This is a genomic window from Streptacidiphilus sp. MAP5-3 (assembly GCF_041262505.1).
Classification (GTDB): Bacteria; Actinomycetota; Actinomycetes; order Streptomycetales; family Streptomycetaceae; genus Streptacidiphilus.
Genome location: NZ_JBGCCL010000017.1, coordinates 122,947 through 146,817, shown reverse-complemented (window position 1 = coordinate 146,817; position 23,871 = coordinate 122,947). Strand labels below are relative to the sequence as shown.

Below are 23,871 nucleotides of genomic sequence, written 5' to 3'. Positions count from 1 at the left end.
CCTCCACCGCTACAACTACCATCGCTGTCACACCGCACTCGGAGGCCAAACCCCCATCAGCCGAGTCAACAACGCTGCGGATCAATACAGCTAGCCGGCGCGGCACCAGCTAGCTACGCGCCCCCACCGCCGAGAGCTCGCGTTCGAGCGGCGTACGGAACCTGGGCGTGACCGTGGTCCCGGCCAGGAACGCGCCCATGCGGTCGGCCTCTGCGGCGACGGCCGCCTCCGCCTCCGCGCCGACGTCCTCCAGGAGCCGCCGGACGACGGTCCCGTCCGGCTGCTGAGCCCAACCGCCGACGACGCGACCGTCCCACCAGACGGTCGGGCCGATATTGCCCGTCCGGTCGAAGAGTTGCGCGGCATGGCCGGGATCGGTGTACCAGTCGCGTCCGCGCCACCCCATCGAGGTCGGGTCCAGCGCGGGCAGCAGCGCGGCGCGCGGCTCGGGAGCGGGGGTGGATGCGGCGTCGCCGGGCAGCACCAGGCCCGGGCCGGTCCCGTCGGGGCCGTCTGGCAGGGTGACCTGCTCCGCGCCCACCGCGGCGAGCGCCTTGCGGACCGCGCCGAGCGTCCAGCCGGTCCACCACTTCAGGTCGTCCTCGGTGCCCGGCCCGTACGCGGCCAACCAGCGGCGAACCAGTTCGGCGCGCGCCTCGTCGACGGGCAGCTGCGGCAGCGGCGTGCTCGGGACCCAGCGGTAGGCGCTCGACGTCCAGCTCCCGCGCGGCCGGTCGCGCCGGATCCGGTTCTCGGCGGCGAGCACCCGCAGCACCCGCGAGGCCACGGTCTGTACCGCCTCGTACGGCTTGCCCACCGCGACCGTCACCCGTTCCTGCAACGCGGGCACGGCCGCCCCCAGTTGCTGCCCGGTCGCGGCACCGAGCCGCTCCAGCGCCGCCAGCGTCGACCGCTCGGCCTCCGCCAGCCATGCCGCGTCCCAACCGCCGCCCTCGCGGAGGAACTCCAGCAGCTTCTTCCGCTCCTTGGCGGCGATGTCGCGGGCGGTCGAGGAGTCGACGACGGGCGCGACGTCCACCGGGACGACGAACAGCGTGCGCCGCATCGACAACAGCCGGACCAGCGTGACGTCGTCGTAGAGCGCCTGCTCGACCAGCGCGACGCCGGGCTCCCGCAGCCGTGCCGCGAGCGAGAGGAAGACCGTCGCTGCGTCCGTGGCGTGCAGCCCGACGACCGCGTCCGCGGCCTCCAACGGCGTGGCCCACCGGGCGAGTTGCCGCGCCTGGATCCGTCGTCGCCGTTCGGCCGTGTCGATCTCAGCAGTCGCCATGGGCAGCACCCTAGGGCTTGCCTCCGACAGCTGCCGTTGGACGCGGCTGTGCTAGCGTCGAAGAGACGGAGGATTCCTCCGTTCCGGACGAGCGCGTCGTACCCGGCAAGGACAAGACGACGCAGCAGGAGCGGTGCACCGCGCACCGCCCCCTACTGCGAGAGGTGTTCTGCCGTGGCCTGGCTGGTGCTCGTCGTCTCCGGCGTCCTCGAGACCGTCTGGGCGGTCGCGATGCAGGCGTCCAAGGGTTTCTCCCGCCCCCTCCCGACCGCCGTCTTCGGCGTGACGGTCGTGCTGAGCATGTGCGGACTCGCCCACGCGCTGCGCTCCGTCCCGCTCGGGACCGGCTATGCGGTGTGGGTGGCCATCGGCACGCTCGGGACCGCGACCTACGGGATGGTGGCGCTCGGCGATCCGGTGACCGTGGCCCGGATCGTCTTCCTGGCCATGATCATCGGCGGCGTGGTGGGCCTGAAGGCGGCCCACTGACCGGTGCTGCTCGCGCCCGGACCCACAAAATGGTTTGGCCCGAGGCCCCCTCATGTTTGATGATCCACGAGTGATGGACCAGACCGTTCAGCAGAGCCTCGTCCGCGCCGCCGCGCGCAACAACGCCGACTGGTGCCAGGCGATGTGCCGCGCCCACGGCCTGAGCGGCGAGTACCGGCTCGACGCCTGGACCAGCCGGGAGCGCACTCCGCGCTACTACCCGGACGCCGTCACCCTCGCCGAGCGCCTCGACGTCGACGAACTGCTCGCCCGCGTCGACCGCACGACGCCCGGTGTCTCGGTCAAGGACAGCTTCGCCGCCCTCGACCTGGCCGGGCACGGCTTCCGTCCGCTGCTCGACGCGCACTGGATCGCCCGCGAGCCGGAACTCCCGGCCGCGACCTCGCCGTGGCAGCGCCTGCGCACGCCGGGGGAGCTGGCGGCGTGGGAGATCGCCTGGTGCGGCGAGGTCGCCGACCTCTTCCTGCCCCCGCTGCTGGAGGACCCGTCGGTCCTGGTCATGGCCGCGCCGGACTTCTCGGCCGGGGCGCTGCTCAGCCTCGGCGCGGGCGTGGTCGGCGTCTCGAACCTCTTCGTCGCCGCCGACGTGGCCGGAGCCCCCGGCACCACCTCCACCGCCGCCGCCCGCGAAGCGGTCCTGTTCCGCGCCTGGCACGACTGCCTCGCCGCCGCCTCGGTCCACTGCCCGGGCCTCCCCGTCGTGGGCTACGAGTCCGGCGCGGATCTGGCCGTCGCCGAGCGCGTCGGCTTCACCCGCCTGGCGCCCCTCCGAATCTGGCAGGAAGGCAGCACGTTCACAGTTATTGATGGTTCGTCAGATTCTGACTAACCTCCGCTGGGAGCTCCACGCAGCGTGCCCGGTGGTGCGCTGCTTCCGCGTTGCTTCGCTCCGCGTCGCTCTGCGTTGCTCTGCCCTGCGCTACTGCACTGTTCTGCGAGGAGGATCGGCCATGCCCGAGGTATCCGTCAGTGCCACGATTCCCGCTCCGGCGGACAAGGTCTGGGCGGTGCTCACCGACTTCGAACGCTTCGGCGAGTGGAACACCATCCATGTCGCCTTCCCGAACGGCGGCCCCACGGAACTCGTGGTCGGTGCCGTCTACGGCGAGAAGATGACCCTGATGGGCATGCCCGCCGAGGTCAGCTGGACCATCACCGAGCTTGCCGCCGGCAGCTCCCTCACCATGGACGGCAAGGGCCCGATGGGCATCAGCCTGCACCAGCACTACGCGCTCGGCGCGGCGGCCGACGGGAACGGCACCAGCGTCACTGTCGACAGCGAGTTCAAGGGCGCGGCCGTCAACATGATGGCGGCCCGGATCAAGGACGCCACCACCAAGGCGCTCAACGAGTCGCTGGAGAAGCTGACCGGCCTCGTCGGCTGAGGCAGACCGGCGGCTGCGGGTCAGCGGCTGCAGACCGGCGGCTGCGAGTCTGCGGCGGCGAGTGGACGCGGTGGCACCTCCGGCCGCGGCCACTCGCCGCTTTCGTTCCGCGCCACGCCTCACGTCGTCCGGGCACTGTCGTACCCCGGTGCTTTGATGGGAACCGTCGATCCCACCGGACGCACGCCGGTCGCATCATCCTGGAGGCACGCATGGCGCAGCTGAGGGCCCACAACATCTCCGTCTCCGCGGACGGCTTCATGGCCGGTCCCGACCAGAGCCAGGACGCGCCCCTCGGCGTCGGCGGCCAGCGGCTGCACACGTGGGTCTTCGAGGCCGCGTACGGGCGGCGGATGATCGGTCAGAAGGGCGGCACCGAGGGCGTCGACAACGCCTTCCTGCTGCGCGGCGACGAGAACGTCGGCGCGACGGTGATCGGCCGCAACATGTTCGGGCCGGTGCGCGGGGCCTGGCCGGACGAGTCGTGGCGCGGCTGGTGGGGCGAGGAGCCGCCCTACCACCACCCCGTCTTCGTGCTGACGCACCATCCGCGCCCCCCGCTGGAGATGAAGGGCGGCACGGTCTTCCACTTCGTCACCGACGGTCTGGACGCCGCGCTGGACCGCGCCTTCGAGGCGGCCGACGGCGCTGACGTCCGCGTGGGCGGCGGCGCGTCGACGCTCCAGCAGTGCCTGCGCAGCGGGCGGTTGGACGTGCTGCACGTGGCGATGGTCCCGGTCCTGCTCGGGGGCGGCGAGCGGCTCTTCGACAACCTCGGCAGTGGTCCTGCGGACGGGTACGAGTGCGTCGAGTTCGTCAGCTCGCCCTCCGTCGCGCACCTGCTCTTCGAGCGCACGGGCACGAGTGGGTCAAGCGGAGCAAACTGACCAGTAACGTGGGCGCATGCGCACTGCACTCATCACCGGCGCGAGCGCCGGAATCGGCGCGGCCTTCGCGCGACGTCTCGCCAAGGACGGCCACGGCCTGGTCCTGGTCGCCCGCGACGAGTCTCGGCTGACCACGCTCGCGGAAGACCTCGCCAAGGCGCACGGTGTCCCCACCGAGGTGCTCCCGGCGGACCTGGCCACCGAGGCGGGCATCAGCGCCGTCGAGGCACGCCTGGCCGACGCCGACCGTCCGGTCGACCTGCTGGTCAACAACGCGGGCTTCGGCTTCAAGAAGGGCTTCCTCGACGTCCCGATCGAGGACGAGCTGACCATGCTCAAGGTCCACATCGAGGCCGTGCTCCGGCTGACCCGTGCCGCCGTCCCCGGGATGCGCGAGCGCGGCAGGGGCTACGTCGTCAACGTCGCCTCGGTCGCGGCCTTCGTCCCGCGCGGGACGTACGGGGCGAGCAAGTCGTGGGTGGTCCAGTTCACCGCGGGCGCGGACCGCGACCTCGCCGGGACGGGCGTCCGCCTCCAGGCGCTCTGCCCGGGGTTCACCCACACCGAGTTCCACCAGCGTGCGGAGATGGACATGTCCCGCGTGGGCCGGTGGCTCTGGCTCGACGCGGACTACGTGGTGGACCAGTCCCTGCGTGACCTGGTCCGCGGCAAGTCCGTCTGCATTCCCTCCCGCCGCTACCAGGCCGCGGTCGCCCTCTCCCGCAAGGCTCCGCTGGGCGCCCTCGGCGGCCTCTCCAACCGCATGGGCCGCCGCCGCACCGAACGCTGACGCGCACGCCCGTCCCAGCGCGGACGACAGCGCGATCGACAGTGTGAACGGCAGCCCGAACGACAGTGTGAACTTCAGTCTCGAACGCAGAAGCGGCAGGCGCCTTCACCGGGTGGACTCACCGGGCGAAGGTGCCTGCCGCAACGTTTCTGCTGAGGTGTACGGCGGTGGGAGCCGGAGAGGCTCAGACCGCGTCGTCCTCGCGGACCGCGCGGCGCGCGTCCGGGTCGAGGACGCCCCAGCTGATCAGCTGGTCGACCAGCAGCGAGGCCGGCTGGTCGTAGATGACGGCAAGCGTGCGCAGGTCGTCCTGGCGGATCGAGAGGACCTTGCCGTTGTAGTCACCGCGCTGGCTCTGGATGGTGGCCGCGTAGCGCTGCAGCGGGCCCGCCTTCTCGGAGGGGACCTGGGCGAGGCGCTCCAGGTCGAGGACCAGGCGCGGCGGCGGCTCGGCCGCGCCGCCCGGAGTGCTGCCGGGCAGCAGCTCCTGGACCGGGACGCCGTAGAACTCGGCCAGCTCGGCCAGGCGCTGGACCGTCACCGCACGGTCACCGCGCTCGTAGGAGCCGACTACCACGGCCTTCCAGCGGCCCTGGGACTTCTCCTCTACGCCGTGCAGGGAGAGCCCCTGCTGGGTGCGGATCGCGCGCAGCTTGCCACCAAGCTGTTTCGCGTAGTCGCTGGACAATGTGTCTCCCCGGACTCAGGTGCAAAGACGAGTGCTGTGAAGCGTTGAAGCTGTGAACACGTGCTTCGTCTGGTCTCCACGGCCCGGACGGCGCGAACCCGGCACATCCTCAAGATCTTCGGGCGCTTCGTCGCCTGGCCGTAACTGAGTGTGAGGTTACGCAGAGTGATAAGCGTTCGTCAAGCCGAACGGGGCACCCGTGCGAACCCCCGTTCGGCTTAGCGGGAGGTGCAGGTGGGAGGGGGTGCGTGGGAGCGCTCGGTGATCGCCCTGGTAGGGTGGACGACGGTTCCCCACGTGCGTGTCTGCTCCGGCCGACGCCACGGGAGCCACACCCGTAGACATCCTTTAAGGCCCGTCCCGTGAGGCGGGGAAGGAGGTCGGCTTCGGCATGACCACAGCTGCCCAGCGACAGGTACTGGACCAGGGCGACATCGCCCGGTCCCTGACCCGGATCGCGCACGAGATCGTCGAACGCGCCAAGGGCGCCGACGACGTCGTCCTGCTCGGCATCCCCACCCGCGGCGCCCATCTGGCCCGCCGCCTGCACCGCAAGCTCGCCGAGATCACCGGCACCGAGCTCCCGGTCGGCACGCTCGACATCACCATGTACCGGGACGACCTGCGGCTCAAGCCCGCCCGCGCCCTGGAGCACACCGAGATCCCCGCCGACGGCATCGACAGCAAGCTCGTCGTCCTCGTCGACGACGTGCTCTTCTCCGGTCGCACCATCCGCGCCGCGCTCGACGCGCTGGCCGACCACGGCCGCCCCCGCGCGGTCCAGCTCGCCGTCCTGGTCGACCGGGGCCACCGCGAGCTCCCGATCCGCGCCGACTACGTGGGCAAGAACCTGCCCACCTCGCTGCGCGAGTCCGTGAAAGTGAAGCTGGAAGAGACCGACGGGATCGACGCCGTCCTGCTCGGCGAGCTGGAGGGCACTGCCAAGTGAAGCGTCACCTCATCTCCACCGCGGACCTGACCCGCGAGGACGCGCTGCTGATCCTGGACACGGCCGAGCAGATGGCCCAGGTCTCCGCGCGCTCCGTCAAGAAGCTGCCGACCCTGCGCGGCCGGACGGTGGTGAACCTCTTCTTCGAGGACTCCACCCGTACCCGCACGTCCTTCGAGGTCGCCGAGAAGCGCCTCTCCGCGGACGTCATCAACTTCTCCGCCAAGGGCTCCTCGGTCTCCAAGGGCGAGAGCCTCAAGGACACCGCACTCACCCTGCAGGCGATGGGCGCCGACGCGGTGGTCATCCGCCACGGGGCCTCCGGCGCACCCAAGCTGCTGGCCGAGTCCGACTGGCTGCACGGCAGCGTGGTCAACGCCGGTGACGGCACCCACGAGCACCCCACCCAGGCGCTGCTCGACGCGTTCACGATGCGCCGCCACCTCAACCCGGGCGTCGGCCAGGACCTGGCCGGCCGCCGTGTGACGATCGTCGGCGACGTCCTGCACAGCCGCGTCGCCCGCTCCAACGTGCGCCTGCTGCACACCCTCGGCGCCGAGGTCACCCTCGTCGCGCCGCCGACGCTGATGCCCTTCGGCGTCGAGACCTGGCCCTGCCAGGTCACTTACGACCTGGACGCGGCGCTGTCCAAGGCCGACGCGGTGATGATGCTGCGCGTCCAGCGCGAGCGCATGAACGCCGCCTTCTTCCCGACCCAGCGCGAGTACACCCGCCGCTACGGCCTGGACGCCCGCCGCCTGGCGCTGATGCCCGAGCACGCGCTCGTCATGCACCCCGGCCCGATGGTGCGCGGGATGGAGATCGAGTCGACCATCGCCGACTCCGACCGCGCGGTCATCGTGGAGCAGGTCGCCAACGGCGTCAGCGTCCGCATGGCCGTCCTCTACCTGCTGCTCGGCGGCTCCGAGCCCGCCATCACGACTTCTTCCACCGCGACTGCTGCGAACACGTCCGAGGAGACCGGCAAGTGAGCACCACGAACTACCTGATCCAGGGCGCCCGCATCCTCGGCGGCGACCCGCAGGACATCCGCGTCACGGACGGCGTCATCGCCGAGATCGGCGCCGACCTCGAACTCCGGGACGGCGAGCGGGGGATCGCGGCCGACGGCCTGATCGCCCTGCCCGGCCTGGTCGACCTGCACACGCACCTGCGCGAGCCGGGCCGTGAGGACGCCGAGACCGTCCTCACCGGCACCCAGGCCGCCGCCAAGGGCGGCTACACCGCCGTCCACGCGATGGCCAACACCTTCCCGGTCGCCGACACCGCCGGTGTCGTCGAGCAGGTCTGGCGGCTGGGCCGCGAGTCCGGCTACTGCGACGTGCAGCCGATCGGCGCCGTCACCGTGGGCCTTGAGGGCAAGCAGCTCGCCGAGCTCGGCGCGATGGCCGACTCCGCCGCGCAGGTCCGCGTCTTCTCCGACGACGGCAAGTGCGTGGACGACGCGGTGATCATGCGTCGCGCGCTGGAGTATGTGAAGGCCTTCGGCGGCGTCGTCGCCCAGCACGCGCAGGAGCCGCAGCTGACCCAGGGCGCGCAGATGAACGAGGGCATCGTCTCCGGCGAGCTGGGCCTGGCCGGTTGGCCGGCCGTCGCCGAGGAGTCGATCATCGCCCGCGACGTGCTCCTCGCCGCGCACGTCGGCTCGCGCCTGCACGTCTGCCACCTCTCCACGGCCGGCTCGGTCGAGATCATCCGCTGGGCCAAGTCGAAGGGCTGGGACGTCACCGCCGAGGTGACGCCGCATCACCTGCTGCTCACGGACGAGCTGGTCCGCTCCTACGACGCGGTCTACAAGGTCAACCCGCCGCTGCGCACCGAGGCCGACGTGATGGCCCTGCGCGAGGCGCTGGCCGACGGCACGATCGACATCGTCGCCACCGACCACGCGCCGCACCCCGCCGAGGACAAGGCGTGTGAGTGGGCCGCCGCGGCGATGGGCATGGTCGGCCTGGAGACCGCGCTCTCCGTGGTCCAGTCCGCGATGGTCGACACCGGTCTGATGGGCTGGGCCGAGGTCGCCGAGCGGATGTCCGCCAAGCCCGCCGCGATCAGCGGCATCCCGGGCCACGGGCGCCCCGTCTCGGTGGGCGAGCCGGCCAACCTGGTGCTCTTCGACGCGGACTACCGTGGCGAGGTGAACCCGGACGCCTTTGCCACCCGCAGCCGCAACACCCCCTACCGCGGCATGGACCTGCCCGGACGCGTCGTCGCCACCTTCCTGCGCGGCGACGCCACGGTGCTCGACGGTGAGCTCGTATGAGCGCCGCCGACAGCGTCAAGCTGCTTGCCTCGTCTCTGCAGACAGCGGAGACCCCGCACTCCGCGCCGGTCACCCATGTGGGTGACCTGGTCGGCTGGGTCATCGGCATCCTGCTGGTCATCGCCCTCGTCTACTGGCTGATGCGCCAGGGCTGGCAGTGGCGCAAGACCGTGCAGTCCGGACTCCCGGAGCTCACCGGCATCCCGGCCCGGACGACCGAGACCATCCTGGAGACCGAGGGCCGGTACGTCGGCACCACCACCGCCGGCAACTGGCTGGACCGGGTCGTCGCCCACCACCTGGGCGACCGCAGCCTGGTCGAGCTCACGCTGAGCGCCGAGGGCCTGACGGTGGTCCGCCCGGCCTCGCAGGACTTCTTCGTCCCGGTCGACGACCTGCGTGGCTCGCGCCTGGACAAGGGTCTGGCGGGCAAGGTTTTCCCCGAGGGCGGCCTGCTGGTCGTCACCTGGCGGCTGGGCGACAAGGAGCTCGACTCCGGCTTCCGTGCCGACCAGTCCGCGGACCACGAGAACTGGGTCACCGCGATCGAGGTGCTGATCAAGGCCCACGAGAAGGTCACCCACGAGAACGACTCGAACCAGATCGACAAGAACGTGCTGAACGACAAGAACGTGGAAGGCGCATCATGACCGCACCGGCATCCACCCCCACGGCGCGACGCGCACCCCGCGTCCCCGCCGCATACGTCCTCGAGGACGGCCGGATCTTCCGCGGACAGGCGTACGGCGCCATCGGCGAGACCTTCGGCGAGGCCGTCTTCAACACCGGTATGACGGGCTATCAGGAGACCCTGACCGACCCCTCCTACCACCGCCAGATCGTGGCGATGACCGCTCCGCAGATCGGCAACACCGGCGTCAACGACGAGGATTCCGAGTCCTCGCGGATCTGGGTCGCCGGCTACGTCGTGCGCGACCCCAGCCGGGTCTCCTCCAACTGGCGGGCCAAGCGCTCGCTGGACGAGGAGCTCAAGGCCCAGGGCATCGTCGGCATCAGCGGCATCGACACCCGCGCACTGACCCGCCATCTGCGCGAGGTCGGCGCGATGCGCGCCGGGATCTTCTCCGGCGAGGCGCTGGCCGACGACGCGACCATGTTGGACCGCGTCCGCCAGGCCCCGCAGATGGAGGGCGCGGACCTGTGCGGCGAGGTCGCCACGGACGCGGTCTACGTCGTCCCGGCCATAGGTGAGAAGAAGTTCACCGTCGCGGCCCTGGACCTGGGCATCAAGGGGATGACCCCGCACCGGATGGCCGAGCGTGGCATCGAGGTGCATGTGCTGCCCGCCAACGCCACCGCCGAGGACGTCTACGCCGTGAATCCGGATGGCGTCTTCTTCTCCAACGGCCCGGGTGACCCGGCCACCGCCGACGGCCAGGTAGCCGTGCTGCGCGAGGTGTTGGGCCGGAAGACGCCGTTCTTCGGCATCTGCTTCGGCAACCAGCTGCTCGGCCGCGCGCTCGGCTTCGGCACCTACAAGCTCAAGTACGGCCACCGCGGCATCAACCAGCCGGTCCAGGACCGCACCACCGGCAAGGTCGAGGTCACCGCGCACAACCACGGCTTCGCCGTGGACGCGCCGCTCGACAAGGTCTCCGAGACGCCCTTCGGCCGCGTCCAGGTCTCGCACGTCTGCCTGAACGACGACGTGGTCGAGGGTCTGCAGTGCCTCGACCAGCCCGCGTTCAGCGTCCAGTACCACCCGGAGGCGGCGGCCGGTCCGCACGACGCCGCCTACCTGTTCGACCGCTTCTTTTCCCTGATGGAGGGCCAGCGTGCCTAAGCGCACCGACATCCAGTCCGTTCTGGTCATCGGTTCCGGCCCGATCGTCATCGGCCAGGCGGCCGAGTTCGACTACTCCGGCACCCAGGCCTGCCGCGTCCTCAAGGCCGAGGGCCTGCGGGTGATCCTGGTCAACTCGAACCCGGCCACGATCATGACCGACCCGGAGATCGCCGACGCCACCTACGTCGAGCCGATCACCCCGGAGATGGTCGAGAAGATCATCGCCAAGGAGCGACCCGACGCGCTGCTGCCGACTCTGGGCGGCCAGACCGCGCTCAACGCCGCGATCTCGCTGCACCAGGCGGGCACGCTGGAGAAGTACGGCGTGGAGCTCATCGGCGCCAACGTCGAGGCGATCAACAAGGGCGAGGACCGCGAGCTGTTCAAGCAGGTCGTCGAGGCCGTCAAGGCCAAGATCGGCCACGGCGAGTCCGCCCGCTCGGTCATCTGCCACTCGATGGAGGACGTCCTGGCGGGCGTCGAGACGCTCGGCGGCTACCCGGTCGTCGTCCGCCCCTCCTTCACCATGGGCGGCGCCGGTTCCGGCTTCGCCCACGACGAGGAGGACCTGCGCCGCATCGCCGGCCAGGGCCTGACGCTCTCGCCGACCACCGAGGTGCTCCTGGAGGAGTCCATCCTCGGCTGGAAGGAGTACGAGCTGGAGCTGATGCGCGACAAGCACGACAACGTCGTGGTCGTCTGCTCCATCGAGAACTTCGACCCGATGGGCGTGCACACCGGTGACTCGATCACCGTCGCCCCGTCGATGACGCTGACCGACCGTGAGTACCAGATCCTGCGCGACATCGGTATCGCCGTCATCCGCGAGGTCGGCGTCGACACCGGCGGCTGCAACATCCAGTTCGCGGTCAACCCCGAGGACGGCCGGGTCATCGTCATCGAGATGAACCCGCGCGTCTCGCGCTCCTCGGCGCTGGCGTCCAAGGCGACCGGCTTCCCGATCGCCAAGATCGCGGCCAAGCTCGCCGTCGGCTACACCCTCGACGAGATCCCCAACGACATCACCGAGCAGACCCCGGCCTCCTTCGAGCCGACGCTCGACTACGTGGTCGTCAAGGTCCCGCGCTTCGCCTTCGAGAAGTTCCCGTCCGCCGACGCCACGCTGACCACGACCATGAAGTCGGTCGGCGAGGCCATGGCGCTGGGCCGCAACTTCCCCGAGGCGCTCAACAAGGCGCTGCGCTCGCTGGAGAAGAAGGGCTCGCAGTTCGACTTCGCCCGCGACGTCAGCGAGCTCGGCGAGAAGGCGGAGCTGCTGGCCAAGGCCGCGATCCCGACCGACGGCCGGATCAACACCGTCATGGACGCGATCCGCGCCGGGGCCACCCCGGAGGAGGTCTTCGAGTACACGAAGATCGACCCGTGGTTCGTCGACCAGCTCTTCCTGATCCACGAGATCGCCGAGGAGCTGGCCGAGGCCGCCGAGCTCGACCCGGAGCTGCTGCGTCACGCCAAGCGGCACGGCTTCTCCGACCACCAGATCGGTGAGATCCGCGGCCTGAACGCGGACGTGGTCCGCGAGGTCCGGCACGCGCTGGGCATCCGCCCGGTCTTCAAGACCGTCGACACCTGCGCCGCCGAGTTCGCCGCCAAGACCCCGTACTTCTACTCGTCCTACGACGAGGAGAGCGAGGTCGCGAGCCGCACCAAGCCCGCGGTGATCATCCTGGGCTCCGGCCCGAACCGCATCGGCCAGGGCATCGAGTTCGACTACTCCTGCGTTCACGCCTCCTTCGCGCTCAGCGACGCGGGCTACGAGACCGTGATGGTCAACTGCAACCCGGAGACCGTCTCGACGGACTACGACACCTCCGACCGCCTGTACTTCGAGCCGCTGACGCTCGAGGACGTGCTGGAGATCGTCCACGCCGAGCAGCAGGCCGGTCCGGTCGCGGGCGTGCTGGTGCAGCTGGGCGGGCAGACCCCGCTCGGCCTCGCCCAGGCGCTCAAGGACAACGGCGTTCCGGTCGTGGGCACTTCGCCCGAGGCGATCCACCTCGCCGAGGAGCGCGGCGCCTTCGGCCGGGTGCTGGCCGAGGCCGGCCTGCCCGCGCCCAAGCACGGCACGGCCTTCTCCTTCGACGAGGCCAAGGCCATCGCCGACGAGATCGGCTACCCGGTGCTGGCCCGCCCGTCCTACGTGCTGGGCGGCCGTGGCATGGAGATCGTCTACGACGAGGCCTCGCTCGCGGACTACCTCAAGCGCCACGCCGGTCTGATCTCCGAGCACCCGGTGCTGATCGACCGCTTCCTCGACGACGCGATCGAGATCGACGTCGACGCCCTCTACGACGGCGAGGAGCTCTACCTCGGCGGCGTGATGGAGCACATCGAGGAGGCCGGGATCCACTCCGGCGACAGCGCCTGCGCGCTGCCGCCGATCACGCTGGGCGGGCACGACATCAAGCGCCTGCGCGCCGCGACCGAGGGCATCGCCCGCGGCGTGGGCGTCCGCGGCCTGATCAACATCCAGTTCGCCATGGCCGGGGACATCCTCTACGTCCTGGAGGCCAACCCGCGCGCCTCGCGCACCGTCCCGTTCACCTCCAAGGCGACGGCGGTGCCGCTGGCCAAGGCGGCGGCGCGGATCTCGCTCGGCACCTCCATCGCCGACCTGCGCGCCGAGGGCCTGCTGCCGAAGGAGGGCGACGGCGGCACGCTGCCGCTGGACGCCCCGGTCGCGGTCAAGGAGGCCGTGATGCCGTGGAGCCGCTTCCGCGACATCCACGGTCGCGGCGTCGACACGGTGCTGGGCCCGGAGATGCGCTCGACCGGTGAGGTCATGGGCATCGACTCCGTCTTCGGCACCGCGTACGCGAAGTCGCAGGCGGGTGCGTACGGGGCGCTGCCGCTGCGCGGCCGGGTCTTCGTCTCGGTCGCCAACCGCGACAAGCGCAACCTGGTCTTCCCGGCGCGGGCGCTGGTCGGCCTCGGCTTCGAGATCCTGGCCACCAGCGGCACGGCGGAGGTGCTGCGCCGCAACGGCATCGACGCCACGGTCGTCCGCAAGCACAGCGAGGGCGAGGGCCCTGCGGGCGAGAAGACGATCGTCCAGATGATCCACGACGGGGAGATCGACCTGATCATCAACACCCCGTTCGGGACGGGCTCGCGCCTCGACGGCTACGAGATCCGGACGGCCGCGGTGTCGCGGTCCGTTCCGTGCCTCACCACCGTCCAGGCGATGGGCGCGGCGGTCCAGGGGATTGACGCGCTGCGGAGCGGGGATGTGGGCGTGCGGTCGCTGCAGGAGCACGCCGCTCAGCTGAACGCTTCGCGGTAGTGCAACTTCTGCGCGGGGGACTGTGCGGCTCGGCCGGTGGCTGGGCGCGCAGTTCCCCGCGCCCCTGGGTAGTTGCCACCCGATCCTTCTGCAAAAGGCCAAGGTCTCGTGTACAAGCTCTTCTTCAACCTCGTCTTCAAGCGGCTGGACCCGGAGAAGGCCCATCACCTGGCCTTTTTCTGGATCCGGCTGGCCTCGTCGATCCCGGGACTCCGGAACCTCGTTGCGGCCGTGCTCGCGCAGCGCGACCCGAAGCTGCGGACCAAGGCACTCGGGTTGGACCTGCCCGGTCCGTTCGGGCTGGCCGCCGGGTTCGACAAGAACGCCGTCGGGATCGACGGGCTGACCATGCTCGGGTTCGACTACGTCGAGATCGGCACCGTCACCGCGCAGGCCCAGCCCGGGAACCCGACCCCGCGCCTCTTCCGCCTCATCGAGGACCGGGCGCTGATCAACCGGATGGGCTTCAACAACGAGGGCTCCGCTGCCGTTGCGGCGCGCCTCGCCGCCCGGCCGAAGAGCGCGACGGCCGTCGTCGGCGTCAACATCGGCAAGACCAAGGTCGTGCCGGAGGCCGAGGCCGTCGGCGACTACGTGACCAGCACCGAGCGGCTCGCGCGTCACGCCGACTACTTCGTCGTCAACGTCAGCTCCCCGAACACCCCCGGCCTGCGCAACCTGCAGGCCGTGGACCACCTGCGGCCCCTGCTGACGGCTGTCCGGGAGACGCTCGACGCGACCGCCACCGCCCACGTCCCGCTGCTGGTCAAGATCGCGCCGGACCTGGCGGACGCCGATGTCGATGCCGTCGCCGACCTCGCGCTCGAACTGAACCTCGACGGGATCATCGCCACCAACACCACCATCGGCCGGGGCGGTCTGCGGACCGACGCCGCCAAGGTCGACTCCATCGGCGCCGGTGGACTCTCCGGCGCGCCGCTCAAGGCGCGGTCGCTGGAGGTGCTGGAGCGGCTGTACGCACGTACCGAGGGCCGGATCACGCTGGTCGCCGTCGGCGGCATCGAGACCGCCGAGGACGCGTGGCAGCGGATCCTGGCCGGGGCGAGCCTGGTGCAGGGCTACTCGGCCTTCATCTACGAGGGCCCGTTCTGGTGCCGTCGGATCCACAAGGGACTCTCGGCCCGGCTTGCGGCCAGCCCCTATGCGACGCTGGGTGACGCGGTCGGCGCTGCTGTCCGCAGCTGACGTCCGTCCACAAGAGGAGCGAGCAGGCGCGATGGCACACCCGTTGCAACGACAGGCCGAGATCGTCGAACTGTCGCCGGTCGGTGCGTACCACCGGCTGGTGCTGCGGGCCGAGGGCATCGCGGAGCGCGTGCTGCCCGGCCACGTCGTCGCCGTCGCGGTCGGCGGGCCGGACTCGTCGACGCTGATGCGGCGCGCCTTCTTCGTCCACCGGGCCGATCCGGACGAGCAGACCCTGGAGATCGTCTTCTCCGAGCAGGGACGCGGCACGCGTGAGCTCGCCGACGTCCGCGTCGGCGGGACGCTCGACATCGTCGCGCCGCTCGGCAACGCCTTCCCCGTCCCCAACGGGCCGGTGTCGGCGCTGTTGGTGGCCGGTGGTCACGGCAGCGTGCCGCTGTTCGGGCTGGCGGACCTGATCCGGGATCAGGGCGGCTCGGTCGGCTTCATCCTGGGCGCACCCGACGCGGGTCGGCTCTTCGGCGTCGACCGGGCCAAGGAGCTGACCCCGGACGTGCTGGTCACCACCGAGGACGGCTCCTACGGGATACGCGGTCACGTGACGCTGCCGCTGGCCGAGGCGATGAAGGCGATCGGCGCCGGTGTCGTCTACGCCTCCGGGCCGCTGCCCGTGCTCCGGGCCGTCTCGGAGACGGCCACGTCGCTGGACGTGCGCTGCTTCACCGCGGTCGAGGAGACCATGGCCTGCGGCGTCGGCATCTGCGGCGTGGGTACCTGTATGGCCTGCGTGCTGCCGGTGGTTGGCGACGACGGGGTGAGCCGCTTCGCGCGGTCCTGCGTCGAGGGGCCCTGCTTCGACGGGTCGCGGGTCCGCTGGGACGACATCGGGACCGTCCCGCCGGACGTCGAGGGCGCCGCGGCGATGGACCTCAGCGCGACGGGAGCCTACTGAGATGACCGACGCGACCACCTTTGTGGCACCGCTGGACGCCGGTTCGGTAGACATGACCGCGCCGTTCGGAGGCGGTGGCACGCTGCCCAATCCGGTGACCACCGCCTCCGGCTGTGCGGGCTACGGCCGGGAGCTCGCCAAGTTCCAGCCGCTCGCCGAGCTCGGCTCGATCACCACCAGGACGATCACGCCGCAGCCGCGCTCCGGCCGGGCCACCCCACGAATGGCCGAGACGCCCAGCGGCCTGCTCAACGGGATCGGGCTCCCGGGCGTGGGCATCGGGCACTTCGTCGAGAACGAGCTGTCCTGGCTGGCCGAGCGCGGCGCGCGGGTGGTCGTCTCGATCGCGGGGGAGCGGGTCGACGAGTTCGCCGAGTGCGCCCAGCAGTTGAGCAACAGCCCGGCCGTGGTCGGCTTGGAGGTCAACCTGGCCTGCCCAGACGCCGACAACCAGGGCCTGGCCTTCGCCGGAAACCCCGCCACCGCCCACGACGTGATCCAGGCCGTGCGCGAGGTCGCCGACCCGGCGTTGCCTGTCTACGCCAAGCTGTCGCCGGACGTCGCCTCGATCACCGACATCGCCAAGGCCTGCGTCCGGGCCGGGGCGGACGGACTGTCGATGATCAACACCCCGCTCGGCATGGTGATCGACACCGACACCCTGCGGCCGCGGCTGTCCACGACCACCGGGGGCCTTTCCGGCCCGGCGATCCGGCCCGTCGCGGTCCGCTGCGTCTACGAGGTCCACGCGGCGATGCGGGCCGGGGAGATCACCACCGTGCCGATCACGGGCATGGGCGGGATCCGCACCGGCCTGGACGCGCTGGAGTTCGTGCTGGCCGGGGCCTCGGGAGTGGCCGTCGGCACGGCCGTCTTCCACGACCCCGGCGCGCCGCTGCGCGTCCTCGCCGAACTGCGCGAGGCGCTCGCTGCCCGCGGCTTCGCCAAGCTGACCGACGCCGTCGGCCACGCGCACCCGTAGCACCCGTCCGTCCACCCACCCGCACCACCACACCACCCAGGGAGACCACGTGACCGCCCCCTTCGGCGCCCGGCTGCGCCAGGCCATGGACGACCGCGGACAGCTCTGCGTCGGCATCGACCCGCACGCCTCGCTGCTCAGCGCCTGGGGCCTGGGCGACGACATCGCCGGTCTGGAACGCTTCTCCCGCACCGTCGTCGAGGCGCTGGCCGACCGGGTCGCGGTGCTGAAGCCGCAGGCGGCCTTCTTCGAGCGGTTCGGCAGCAAGGGCGTCGCGGTGCTGGAGCAGTGCGTCGCCGACGCGCGTGCCGCCGGTGCGCTGGTCGTGATGGACGCCAAGCGTGGCGACATCGGCTCGACCATGGCCGCCTACGCCGAGGCGTTCCTGGCCGAGTCCAGCCCACTGTTCTCCGACGCGCTCACGGTCTCGCCCTACCTGGGCTTCGGGTCCCTGCGGCCCGCCGTGGAGCTGGCCCGCAAGAGCGGCTGCGGCCTCTTCGCGCTGGCGTTGACCTCCAATCCGGAGGGTGCGTCCGTGCAGCGTGCTGTCGGAGCCGAGGGGCGGACCGTCGCGCAGTCGATCCTGGCCCAGCTCGCGGCCGAGAACGCGGGAGCGCAGCCGCTCGGCTCCTTCGGCGCGGTGGTCGGCGCGACGCTGACCGACGTCGACGAGGCCGACCTGGCCATCAACGGCCCCCTGCTGGCCCCCGGCGTGGGTGCGCAGGGCGCCACCATGGCGGACATCCCGCGCGTCTTCGGCCGGTCGGCGCGCAACGTGGTGCCGAGCGTCTCGCGGGACGTGCTCAAGCACGGCCCGTCGGTCCAGGGCCTGCGCGACGCGGCCCAGCGGTTCGTGGACGAGGTCCGTACGGCCGTCGCCTGAAAGGCTTCTGTCGGAGCGTCGGATCGCTGTGTCCAATCACTCGGGGACCGGACGTTTGTCGGGTGAGCACCGCTGGAAAACAAGTATTCGGCAGTGGAACAGGCGGAAACGGCGGTAGATCGGCGACGGAGCGTATGTGCGCGACCACCCAATGGTGGCGAATCGCGTCGCGACAGCCGCAGGGCTCGTGAAGATGTCGTGAATGAGCGGTGAGGGCGCTGAACTGCGCGTTCGCCGCTCGTTCCGTTTTGTGGCGAAATTTCCGCCCGGTTTGGCGCAGAAGCGGTCCTGAGCAGGACTTTTCTGCTCTTTTCCCTGACGGAGGGCCGCAACAGGGGTAGTGTCCGGCCATAGGTCGTCGAGGAGTACTCGGAGCAAGCGCGGGTCTCGTTGCTCTCGCAGGTCAGAGCCGCTAGGTTCCTCGTCGGTCCTGCACAAGTCCTGTTCCATTCATTCGAAGTACTGAGGTGAACGGCGTGGCACTTCCGCCCCTTACCCCTGAGCAGCGCACGGCTGCGCTCGCCAAGGCAGCTGAGGCTCGCCGGGAGCGCGCCGAGATCAAGAACCGGCTCAAGCACAGCGGCGCCTCCCTGCACGAGGTCATCAAGGCGGGCCAGGAGAACGACGTCATCGGCAAGATGAAGGTCTCCGCCCTGCTCGAGTCGCTCCCCGGAGTCGGCAAGGTCCGGGCCAAGCAGATCATGGAGCGTCTCGGCATCTCCGAGTCGCGTCGCGTCCGCGGTCTGGGCACGAACCAGATCGCGTCGCTGGAGCGTGAGTTCGGCGGCGCCAACGCCTGAGGGCGCTTCCGTCTCACGCCCGTGCGCCGGTCCGTCGGGTCCGAGTGGTTCGAGAACCTCCTCGATTCCTGGATAATCGGTGCATGAGTGAACGTCCGCGGCTGACCGTGCTCTCCGGCCCCTCAGGGGTCGGCAAGAGCACGGTCGTCGCTCATATGCGCAAGGCACACCCGGAGGTCTGGCTCTCCGTCTCGGCCACCACCCGCAAGCCGCGGCCGGGAGAGAGGGACGGCGTCCAGTACCACTTCGTGGACGACGACCAGTTCGACAAGCTGGTCGCCAACGGCGAGCTGCTGGAATGGGCCGTCTTCGCGGGCAACCGCTACGGTACGCCGCGCCAGGAGGTCCTTCGTCGCCTGGGGTCGGGTGAGCCCGTGCTGCTCGAGATCGACCTGCAGGGCGCCCGCCAGGTGCGGGAGTCCATGCCGGAGGCGCAGCTGGTCTTCCTTGCGCCGCCGTCCTGGGACGAGTTGGTCCGCCGGCTGACCGGCCGCGGTACGGAGGCGCCCGAGGTGGTCGAGCAGCGTCTTGCCGCGGCCCGGGTGGAGCTCGCCGCCGGGAGCGAGTTCGACACGACCCTTGTCAACACCTCCGTCGAGGATGTAGCGGCCGAGCTGCTAGCCTTGATGCGCGTAGTCTGATTTTTTGAGACTCTCCTTTTCTTTTCGCTCGGAAGGTTCCCGCGTGTCCTCTTCGATGACAGCGCCCGAAGGCATCATCAACCCGCCGATCGATGAGCTGCTCGAGGCCACCGACTCCAAGTACAGCCTGGTGATCTACGCGGCCAAGCGCGCCCGTCAGATCAACGCCTACTACTCGCAGCTCGGCGAGGGCCTGCTGGAGTACGTCGGCCCGCTCGTCGACACCCACGTGCACGAGAAGCCGCTGTCGATCGCGCTGCGCGAGATCAACGCCGGTATGCTCACCGCCGAGGCCGTCGAGGCGCCGCAGTAGTCGGAGCCTGGCCCATGGGCTTGGAACGCCGCGGAACGTCGGATCAACCCGATGTTCCGCGGCGTTTTTCTGTGCTGTGATGGCGGTTCTGGAAGTCGTTGATCGGAGTGGGTTCGGGGTGTCCGGTAAGAACGTGGTCCTCGGGGTCAGCGGCGGGATCGCCGCCTACAAGGCGTGCGAGCTGCTGCGGCGCTTCACCGAGTCGGGGCACTCGGTGCGGGTGGTGCCGACCGCCTCGGCGCTGCACTTCGTCGGGGAGGCGACCTGGTCCGCCCTCTCCGGTCAGCCCGCCTCCACCGAGGTGTGGGAGAGCGTCCACGAGGTCCCGCACGTGCGGATCGGCCAGCACGCCGACCTGCTCGTGGTCGCCCCCGCCACCGCCGACATGCTGGCCAAGGCCGCTCACGGCATCGCCGACGACCTGCTGACCAACACCCTGCTCACGGCCCGCTGTCCGGTGGTCTTCGCGCCCGCGATGCACACCGAGATGTGGGAGCACCCCGCCACCCAGGAGAACGTGGCCACGCTGCGCCGACGCGGCGCCGTGGTGATCGAGCCCGCTGTCGGCCGTCTCACCGGCGTCGACACCGGCAAGGGCCGCTTCCCGGACCCGGAGGCGATCTTCGAGCTCTGTCAGCGGGTGCTGGCCCGTGGTGCGGACGCGGTGCGGCCCGACCTGGCGGACCGTCATGTCGTGGTCTCCGCCGGGGGGACCCGTGAGCCGCTGGACCCGGTCCGGTTCCTCGGCAACATCTCCTCCGGCCGCCAGGGCTATGCCATCGCCGCGGTCGCCGCCGCGCGCGGGGCCAAGGTGACGCTGGTCGCCGCCAACACCGAGCTGACCGACCCGGCCGGCGTCGACGTCGTCCGCGTCGGCACGGCGCTGGAGCTGCGGCAGGCGGTGCTGACCGCCGCCGCGACGGCGGACGCGGTGGTGATGGCCGCGGCGGTCGCCGACTTCCGCCCGGCCGAGTTCGTCGCCCAGAAGATCAAGAAGGTGGAGGGCGTCGAGCCGGCCCCCGTCGCTCTGGTCCGCAATCCGGACGTGCTGGCCGAGCTCTCCGCCGAGCGGGTCCGGCCGGGCCAGATCGTCGTCGGCTTCGCCGCCGAGACCAACGACGCGCTCGACCACGGCCGCGCCAAGCTCGCCCGCAAGGGCTGCGACCTGCTGGTGGTCAACGAGGTGGGCGAGGACCGCGCGTTCGGCAGCGCCAACAACGAGGCCGTGGTGCTGGGCGCGGACGGCTCGGAGACGCCGGTGCCGTACGGCCCCAAGACAGCGCTGGCGGACACGCTGTGGGATCTCGTCGCCGCCCGCTTCGCTTGAGTTCCGCCCGAGCTTCGCAGGTCTTTCGAGGGCGAACCGTCCGCTTGTCGTACGGTTTCGGGTATCCGAGTGTCCGCGTGTGATCCAGAAAATGAGATCGGTTGGACCCAAGGTGCGCTCAGTTCGTTACACTCCGGACAGTAGTCTCCAAGTCTTTCCGGACCGCCCGGGCAATTCGGCCCGAGCGGTTTAGTCAGCAGCCGCTGCAACCCAGGGAGCGCTGTGTCTCGCCGCCTGTTCACCTCCGAGTCCGTGACCGAAGGTCACCCGGACAAGATCGCTGACCAGATCAGCGACACCATCCTCGACGCCCTGCTCAAGGACGACCCCACCTCGCGGGTCGCTGTCGAGACGCTGATCACCACCGGCCAGGTCCATGTCGCGGGGGAGGTGACCACCGCGGCTTACGCCCCGATCGCACAGCTGGTGCGCGACAAGATCCTGGAGATCGGCTACGACTCCTCGAAGAAGGGCTTCGACGGAGCTTCCTGTGGTGTCTCCGTCTCCATCGGCGCCCAGTCGCCGGACATCGCCCAGGGTGTCGACACCGCCTACGAGAACCGGGTCGAGGGCGACGAGGACGAGCTCGACAAGCAGGGCGCCGGCGACCAGGGCCTGATGTTCGGCTACGCGTGCGACGACACGCCCGAGCTGATGCCGCTGCCGATCTACCTGGCCCACCGCCTGTCGGCCCGCCTGTCCGAGGTGCGCAAGAACGGGACCATCCCGTACCTGCGCCCGGACGGCAAGACCCAGGTCACCATCGAGTACGACGGCGACAAGGCGGTCCGCCTCGACACCGTGGTCGTCTCCTCGCAGCACGCGTCGGACATCGACCTGGAGTCGCTGCTGACCCCGGACATCCGCGAGTTCGTCGTGGAGCCGGAGCTCAAGGCGCTGGCCGAGCGCGGCATCGGGCTGTCCACCGACGGCTACCGGCTGCTGGTCAACCCGACCGGTCGCTTCGAGATCGGCGGCCCGATGGGTGACGCCGGTCTGACCGGCCGCAAGATCATCATCGACACCTACGGCGGCATGGCCCGCCACGGCGGCGGCGCCTTCTCCGGCAAGGACCCGTCCAAGGTCGACCGCTCCGCCGCGTACGCGATGCGCTGGGTGGCCAAGAACATCGTCGCGGCCGGTCTGGCCACGCGCGCCGAGGTCCAGGTCGCCTACGCGATCGGCAAGGCCGAGCCGGTCGGTCTCTTCGTGGAGACCTTCGGCACCGAGACCGTCCCGGTGCTGAAGATCCAGGAGGCCGTCACCAAGGTCTTCGACCTGCGTCCGGCCGCGATCATCCGCGACCTGGACCTGCTCCGCCCGATCTACTCCCAGACCGCCGCCTACGGCCACTTCGGCCGCGAGCTGCCGGACTTCACCTGGGAGCGCACCGACCGAGTCGAGGCGCTGCAGAAGGCCGTGGCCGAGTAACACCTGGTCAAAAGGGAGAGGGTGCGGGGCGTCAGCCCCGCACCCTCTCCCTTTTGGCGCTCAGACCCGGGCGAAGACCCGGCCGGCCAGGTCGATCGTGGTGACGTTGCCGTCGGCGTCGCGGGTGAAGCATCCCCGCTGACCCTTGAGGCCGCCGCCGGTGACGATGTACTCGTCGCCGTCGCCCGGAAGCAGGCCCATCGACTCCGGCGGGTAGTCCGCGGGCGCCTCGCCGCCGAGCGCGGCGCGGAGCTCCGGCTTGATGGCCGCCGCCAGCGTCATGCCCTGGTCGTCGGAGTCAACGGTCACTGTCATCGCGTCGCTGTCGTAGCGGCCCACCAGTTCGGCGGCGCGGGCCGGGTCGTGGGGGAGCGGCTCGGCGTCGCGGTCGACCAGGCCGAGGTGGTGTTCCAGGGTCCAGCGCAGGATCTCCTGGTTGGCGTTCATGCCGTCCGTCGCGTTCGCCAGCGAGACCACCGCGAAGTCGCGCTCCGGGACGATCAGCAGCTCGGCCATCTGGCCACTGGCCGACCCGCCGTGCCCGAAGGCCCGCACGCCGCCCACCTCGCGCAGGAACCAGCAGATGCCGAACGCGTCGCCGAGGGAGCTGGCCTTCAGCTCGACGGTCGGCTGCTGCATCCGCCGCAGGCTCTCCGGGCTGAGGATCCGCTCGCCGCTCTCGGTGCGGCCGTCGCCCAGGTGGAAGCGCGACCAGCGGAGCAGGTCGGCCACCGTGGTGAGCAGGCCGCCGCCGGGGTTGTTGTAGCGGGGGCCCTTCCACATGCGGGACACCGCGACCCGGCCGTCCGCGTCCGGTTCGTGGCCGACGACGAAGCGTCGGGTGATCACGCTGCCGATCAGGAAGAAGCTCTCGGACATGCCCACGGGTTCCAGGACCAGTTCGGTGACGGCCTGCTCGTAGGTCCGGCCGGTGACGCACTCGATGACGCGGCCGAGCAGGTTGTAGCCCCCCTGGCTGTAGGAGGCACGCGCGCCCGGCTCGGAGACCATCGGCAGCTCGGCCAGCCGGGCCACGAAGGCGGCCAGCGCGTCGTCACCCTCGCCGGTGTCGGTGACCAGGTTCCAGTCCAGGCCGGAGGTGTGGTTGAGCAGGTGCATCACGGTGATCCGTGCGGTCGCCGCCTCGTCCGCCAGGGCGAGCTCGGGGACGTAGGAGCGGACCGGGGCCTCCAGGTCGACCCGGCCCTGCTCCGCGAGGCGCATCAGCGCGGTAGCCGTGACGCTCTTGGAGATGGAGGCGATCTGGAAGAGGGTGTGGCCGTCGACGGGGAGCGGGTTCTCCAGGCTGGTCACGCCGTGGCAGGCGTGGATCTCCCGACCGTCCGCCCAGACGCCGACGGCGAGGCCCGGAACGGCGAACTTCTCGGCCGTCTCCTCGACGAATGCGGTCAACTGCTGCTCGCTCATGGTGATCCGCCCTTTGCGGTCGTCGGTGGTGCCCCGTGGGACGTGCTCGTGC

The 23,871-nt window shown here is 70.6% G+C and carries 23 protein-coding genes and 1 riboswitch; of the genes, 20 read left to right on the top strand and 3 right to left on the bottom strand.

Going from position 1 to position 23,871, the window contains the following annotated elements:
• Positions 1–109: 109 nt before the first annotated feature.
• Positions 110–1,291, bottom strand: coding sequence for a winged helix DNA-binding domain-containing protein (locus tag ABH928_RS24160; protein ID WP_370069906.1), 1,182 nt, complete (start codon positions 1,289–1,291; stop codon positions 110–112).
• Positions 1,292–1,352: 61 nt separating this feature from the next.
• A riboswitch (guanidine-III (ykkC-III) riboswitch) is annotated at positions 1,353–1,417 on the top strand.
• A 48-nt stretch (positions 1,418–1,465) separates the two neighbouring features.
• On the opposite strand from ABH928_RS24160, the gene ABH928_RS24155 reads away from it, so the two are divergent.
• From ABH928_RS24155 to ABH928_RS24135, 5 genes are all read left to right on the top strand, one after another.
• Positions 1,466–1,780 (top strand): multidrug efflux SMR transporter, encoded by a 315-nt coding sequence (locus ABH928_RS24155; protein WP_370069904.1) that lies wholly within the window; start codon positions 1,466–1,468, stop codon positions 1,778–1,780.
• 73 nt (positions 1,781–1,853) lie between these two features.
• A complete protein-coding gene (locus ABH928_RS24150) occupies positions 1,854–2,630 on the top strand; it encodes a hypothetical protein (RefSeq protein WP_370069902.1) in 777 nt (258 codons plus the stop codon).
• 121 nt (positions 2,631–2,751) lie between these two features.
• Entirely contained in the window at positions 2,752–3,186 is a 435-nt protein-coding gene (locus ABH928_RS24145) for an SRPBCC family protein (protein ID WP_370069900.1), read from the top strand.
• A gap of 212 nt (positions 3,187–3,398) precedes the next feature.
• A complete protein-coding gene (locus tag ABH928_RS24140; RefSeq protein ID WP_370069898.1) occupies positions 3,399–4,073 on the top strand; it encodes a dihydrofolate reductase family protein in 675 nt (224 codons plus the stop codon).
• Between the two features lie 16 nt (positions 4,074–4,089).
• The gene (locus ABH928_RS24135) at positions 4,090–4,863 is read left to right on the top strand and encodes an SDR family NAD(P)-dependent oxidoreductase (RefSeq protein ID WP_370069896.1); all 774 of its coding nucleotides are present in this window, start codon (positions 4,090–4,092) and stop codon (positions 4,861–4,863) included.
• Positions 4,864–5,047: 184 nt separating this feature from the next.
• Here ABH928_RS24135 and ABH928_RS24130 read toward each other — a convergent pair whose 3' ends face one another.
• A complete protein-coding gene (locus tag ABH928_RS24130) occupies positions 5,048–5,551 on the bottom strand; it encodes a transcriptional regulator (protein ID WP_037606436.1) in 504 nt (167 codons plus the stop codon).
• Positions 5,552–5,942: 391 nt separating this feature from the next.
• Between ABH928_RS24130 and pyrR the strand changes: the two genes are divergently transcribed.
• From pyrR to metK, 15 genes are all read left to right on the top strand, one after another.
• On the top strand, positions 5,943–6,500 hold the full coding sequence (pyrR, locus tag ABH928_RS24125; protein ID WP_370069893.1) for a bifunctional pyr operon transcriptional regulator/uracil phosphoribosyltransferase PyrR: 558 nt from the start codon (positions 5,943–5,945) through the stop codon (positions 6,498–6,500).
• The gene (locus ABH928_RS24120; RefSeq protein WP_370069891.1) at positions 6,497–7,492 is read left to right on the top strand and encodes an aspartate carbamoyltransferase catalytic subunit; all 996 of its coding nucleotides are present in this window, start codon (positions 6,497–6,499) and stop codon (positions 7,490–7,492) included. The genes pyrR and ABH928_RS24120 overlap by 4 nt, the downstream gene beginning before the upstream one ends.
• Positions 7,489–8,784: a dihydroorotase gene (locus ABH928_RS24115; RefSeq protein WP_370069889.1), complete on the top strand. Its 1,296-nt coding sequence runs from the start codon at positions 7,489–7,491 to the stop codon at positions 8,782–8,784. The genes ABH928_RS24120 and ABH928_RS24115 overlap by 4 nt, the downstream gene beginning before the upstream one ends.
• Positions 8,781–9,434: a hypothetical protein gene (locus ABH928_RS24110; protein ID WP_370069887.1), complete on the top strand. Its 654-nt coding sequence runs from the start codon at positions 8,781–8,783 to the stop codon at positions 9,432–9,434. Before ABH928_RS24115 ends, ABH928_RS24110 begins: the two co-directional genes overlap by 4 nt.
• Entirely contained in the window at positions 9,431–10,588 is a 1,158-nt protein-coding gene (carA, locus tag ABH928_RS24105; RefSeq protein ID WP_370069885.1) for a glutamine-hydrolyzing carbamoyl-phosphate synthase small subunit, read from the top strand. The genes ABH928_RS24110 and carA overlap by 4 nt, the downstream gene beginning before the upstream one ends.
• Positions 10,581–13,895 carry a carbamoyl-phosphate synthase large subunit gene (gene carB, locus ABH928_RS24100; protein ID WP_370069883.1) on the top strand — a complete coding sequence of 1,105 codons (3,315 nt, stop codon included), beginning with the start codon at positions 10,581–10,583 and terminating at the stop codon, positions 13,893–13,895. The genes carA and carB overlap by 8 nt, the downstream gene beginning before the upstream one ends.
• Positions 13,896–14,003: 108 nt before the next feature.
• On the top strand, positions 14,004–15,101 hold the full coding sequence (locus ABH928_RS24095; protein ID WP_370069881.1) for a quinone-dependent dihydroorotate dehydrogenase: 1,098 nt from the start codon (positions 14,004–14,006) through the stop codon (positions 15,099–15,101).
• A gap of 31 nt (positions 15,102–15,132) precedes the next feature.
• Positions 15,133–16,014: a dihydroorotate dehydrogenase electron transfer subunit gene (locus tag ABH928_RS24090; RefSeq protein ID WP_370069879.1), complete on the top strand. Its 882-nt coding sequence runs from the start codon at positions 15,133–15,135 to the stop codon at positions 16,012–16,014.
• Position 16,015: 1 nt separating this feature from the next.
• Entirely contained in the window at positions 16,016–16,996 is a 981-nt protein-coding gene (locus tag ABH928_RS24085) for a dihydroorotate dehydrogenase (protein WP_370069877.1), read from the top strand.
• 49 nt (positions 16,997–17,045) lie between these two features.
• Positions 17,046–17,879: an orotidine-5'-phosphate decarboxylase gene (gene pyrF, locus ABH928_RS24080; protein ID WP_370069875.1), complete on the top strand. Its 834-nt coding sequence runs from the start codon at positions 17,046–17,048 to the stop codon at positions 17,877–17,879.
• A gap of 476 nt (positions 17,880–18,355) precedes the next feature.
• A complete protein-coding gene (gene mihF, locus ABH928_RS24075) occupies positions 18,356–18,679 on the top strand; it encodes an integration host factor, actinobacterial type (protein WP_196193873.1) in 324 nt (107 codons plus the stop codon).
• Positions 18,680–18,762: 83 nt separating this feature from the next.
• The gene (gene gmk, locus ABH928_RS24070) at positions 18,763–19,320 is read left to right on the top strand and encodes a guanylate kinase (RefSeq protein ID WP_370069873.1); all 558 of its coding nucleotides are present in this window, start codon (positions 18,763–18,765) and stop codon (positions 19,318–19,320) included.
• Between the two features lie 43 nt (positions 19,321–19,363).
• Positions 19,364–19,633: a DNA-directed RNA polymerase subunit omega gene (rpoZ, locus tag ABH928_RS24065; RefSeq protein ID WP_042382490.1), complete on the top strand. Its 270-nt coding sequence runs from the start codon at positions 19,364–19,366 to the stop codon at positions 19,631–19,633.
• Between the two features lie 118 nt (positions 19,634–19,751).
• A complete protein-coding gene (gene coaBC / locus ABH928_RS24060) occupies positions 19,752–20,960 on the top strand; it encodes a bifunctional phosphopantothenoylcysteine decarboxylase/phosphopantothenate--cysteine ligase CoaBC (RefSeq protein ID WP_370069870.1) in 1,209 nt (402 codons plus the stop codon).
• A 222-nt stretch (positions 20,961–21,182) separates the two neighbouring features.
• On the top strand, positions 21,183–22,391 hold the full coding sequence (metK, locus tag ABH928_RS24055) for a methionine adenosyltransferase (RefSeq protein ID WP_370069868.1): 1,209 nt from the start codon (positions 21,183–21,185) through the stop codon (positions 22,389–22,391).
• A 60-nt stretch (positions 22,392–22,451) separates the two neighbouring features.
• Here metK and ABH928_RS24050 read toward each other — a convergent pair whose 3' ends face one another.
• Positions 22,452–23,819, bottom strand: coding sequence for a serine hydrolase domain-containing protein (locus tag ABH928_RS24050; RefSeq protein WP_370069866.1), 1,368 nt, complete (start codon positions 23,817–23,819; stop codon positions 22,452–22,454).
• Positions 23,820–23,871: the final 52 nt, after the last annotated feature.

Bases quoted from the DNA above. Each gene is read 5' to 3' on its own strand.
- ABH928_RS24090 (WP_370069879.1), top strand. From the start codon at position 15,133: ATGGCACACCCGTTGCAACGACAGGCCGAGATCGTCGAACTGTCGCCG.
- ABH928_RS24110 (WP_370069887.1), top strand. From the start codon at position 8,781: ATGAGCGCCGCCGACAGCGTCAAGCTGCTTGCCTCGTCTCTGCAGACA.
- ABH928_RS24150 (WP_370069902.1), top strand. From the start codon at position 1,854: ATGGACCAGACCGTTCAGCAGAGCCTCGTCCGCGCCGCCGCGCGCAAC.
- gmk (WP_370069873.1), top strand. From the start codon at position 18,763: ATGAGTGAACGTCCGCGGCTGACCGTGCTCTCCGGCCCCTCAGGGGTC.
- ABH928_RS24050 (WP_370069866.1), bottom strand. From the start codon at position 23,819: ATGAGCGAGCAGCAGTTGACCGCATTCGTCGAGGAGACGGCCGAGAAG.
- ABH928_RS24140 (WP_370069898.1), top strand. From the start codon at position 3,399: ATGGCGCAGCTGAGGGCCCACAACATCTCCGTCTCCGCGGACGGCTTC.
- carA (WP_370069885.1), top strand. From the start codon at position 9,431: ATGACCGCACCGGCATCCACCCCCACGGCGCGACGCGCACCCCGCGTC.
- pyrR (WP_370069893.1), top strand. From the start codon at position 5,943: ATGACCACAGCTGCCCAGCGACAGGTACTGGACCAGGGCGACATCGCC.
- ABH928_RS24085 (WP_370069877.1), top strand. From the start codon at position 16,016: ATGACCGACGCGACCACCTTTGTGGCACCGCTGGACGCCGGTTCGGTA.
- ABH928_RS24145 (WP_370069900.1), top strand. From the start codon at position 2,752: ATGCCCGAGGTATCCGTCAGTGCCACGATTCCCGCTCCGGCGGACAAG.
- ABH928_RS24135 (WP_370069896.1), top strand. From the start codon at position 4,090: ATGCGCACTGCACTCATCACCGGCGCGAGCGCCGGAATCGGCGCGGCC.
- ABH928_RS24160 (WP_370069906.1), bottom strand. From the start codon at position 1,291: ATGGCGACTGCTGAGATCGACACGGCCGAACGGCGACGACGGATCCAG.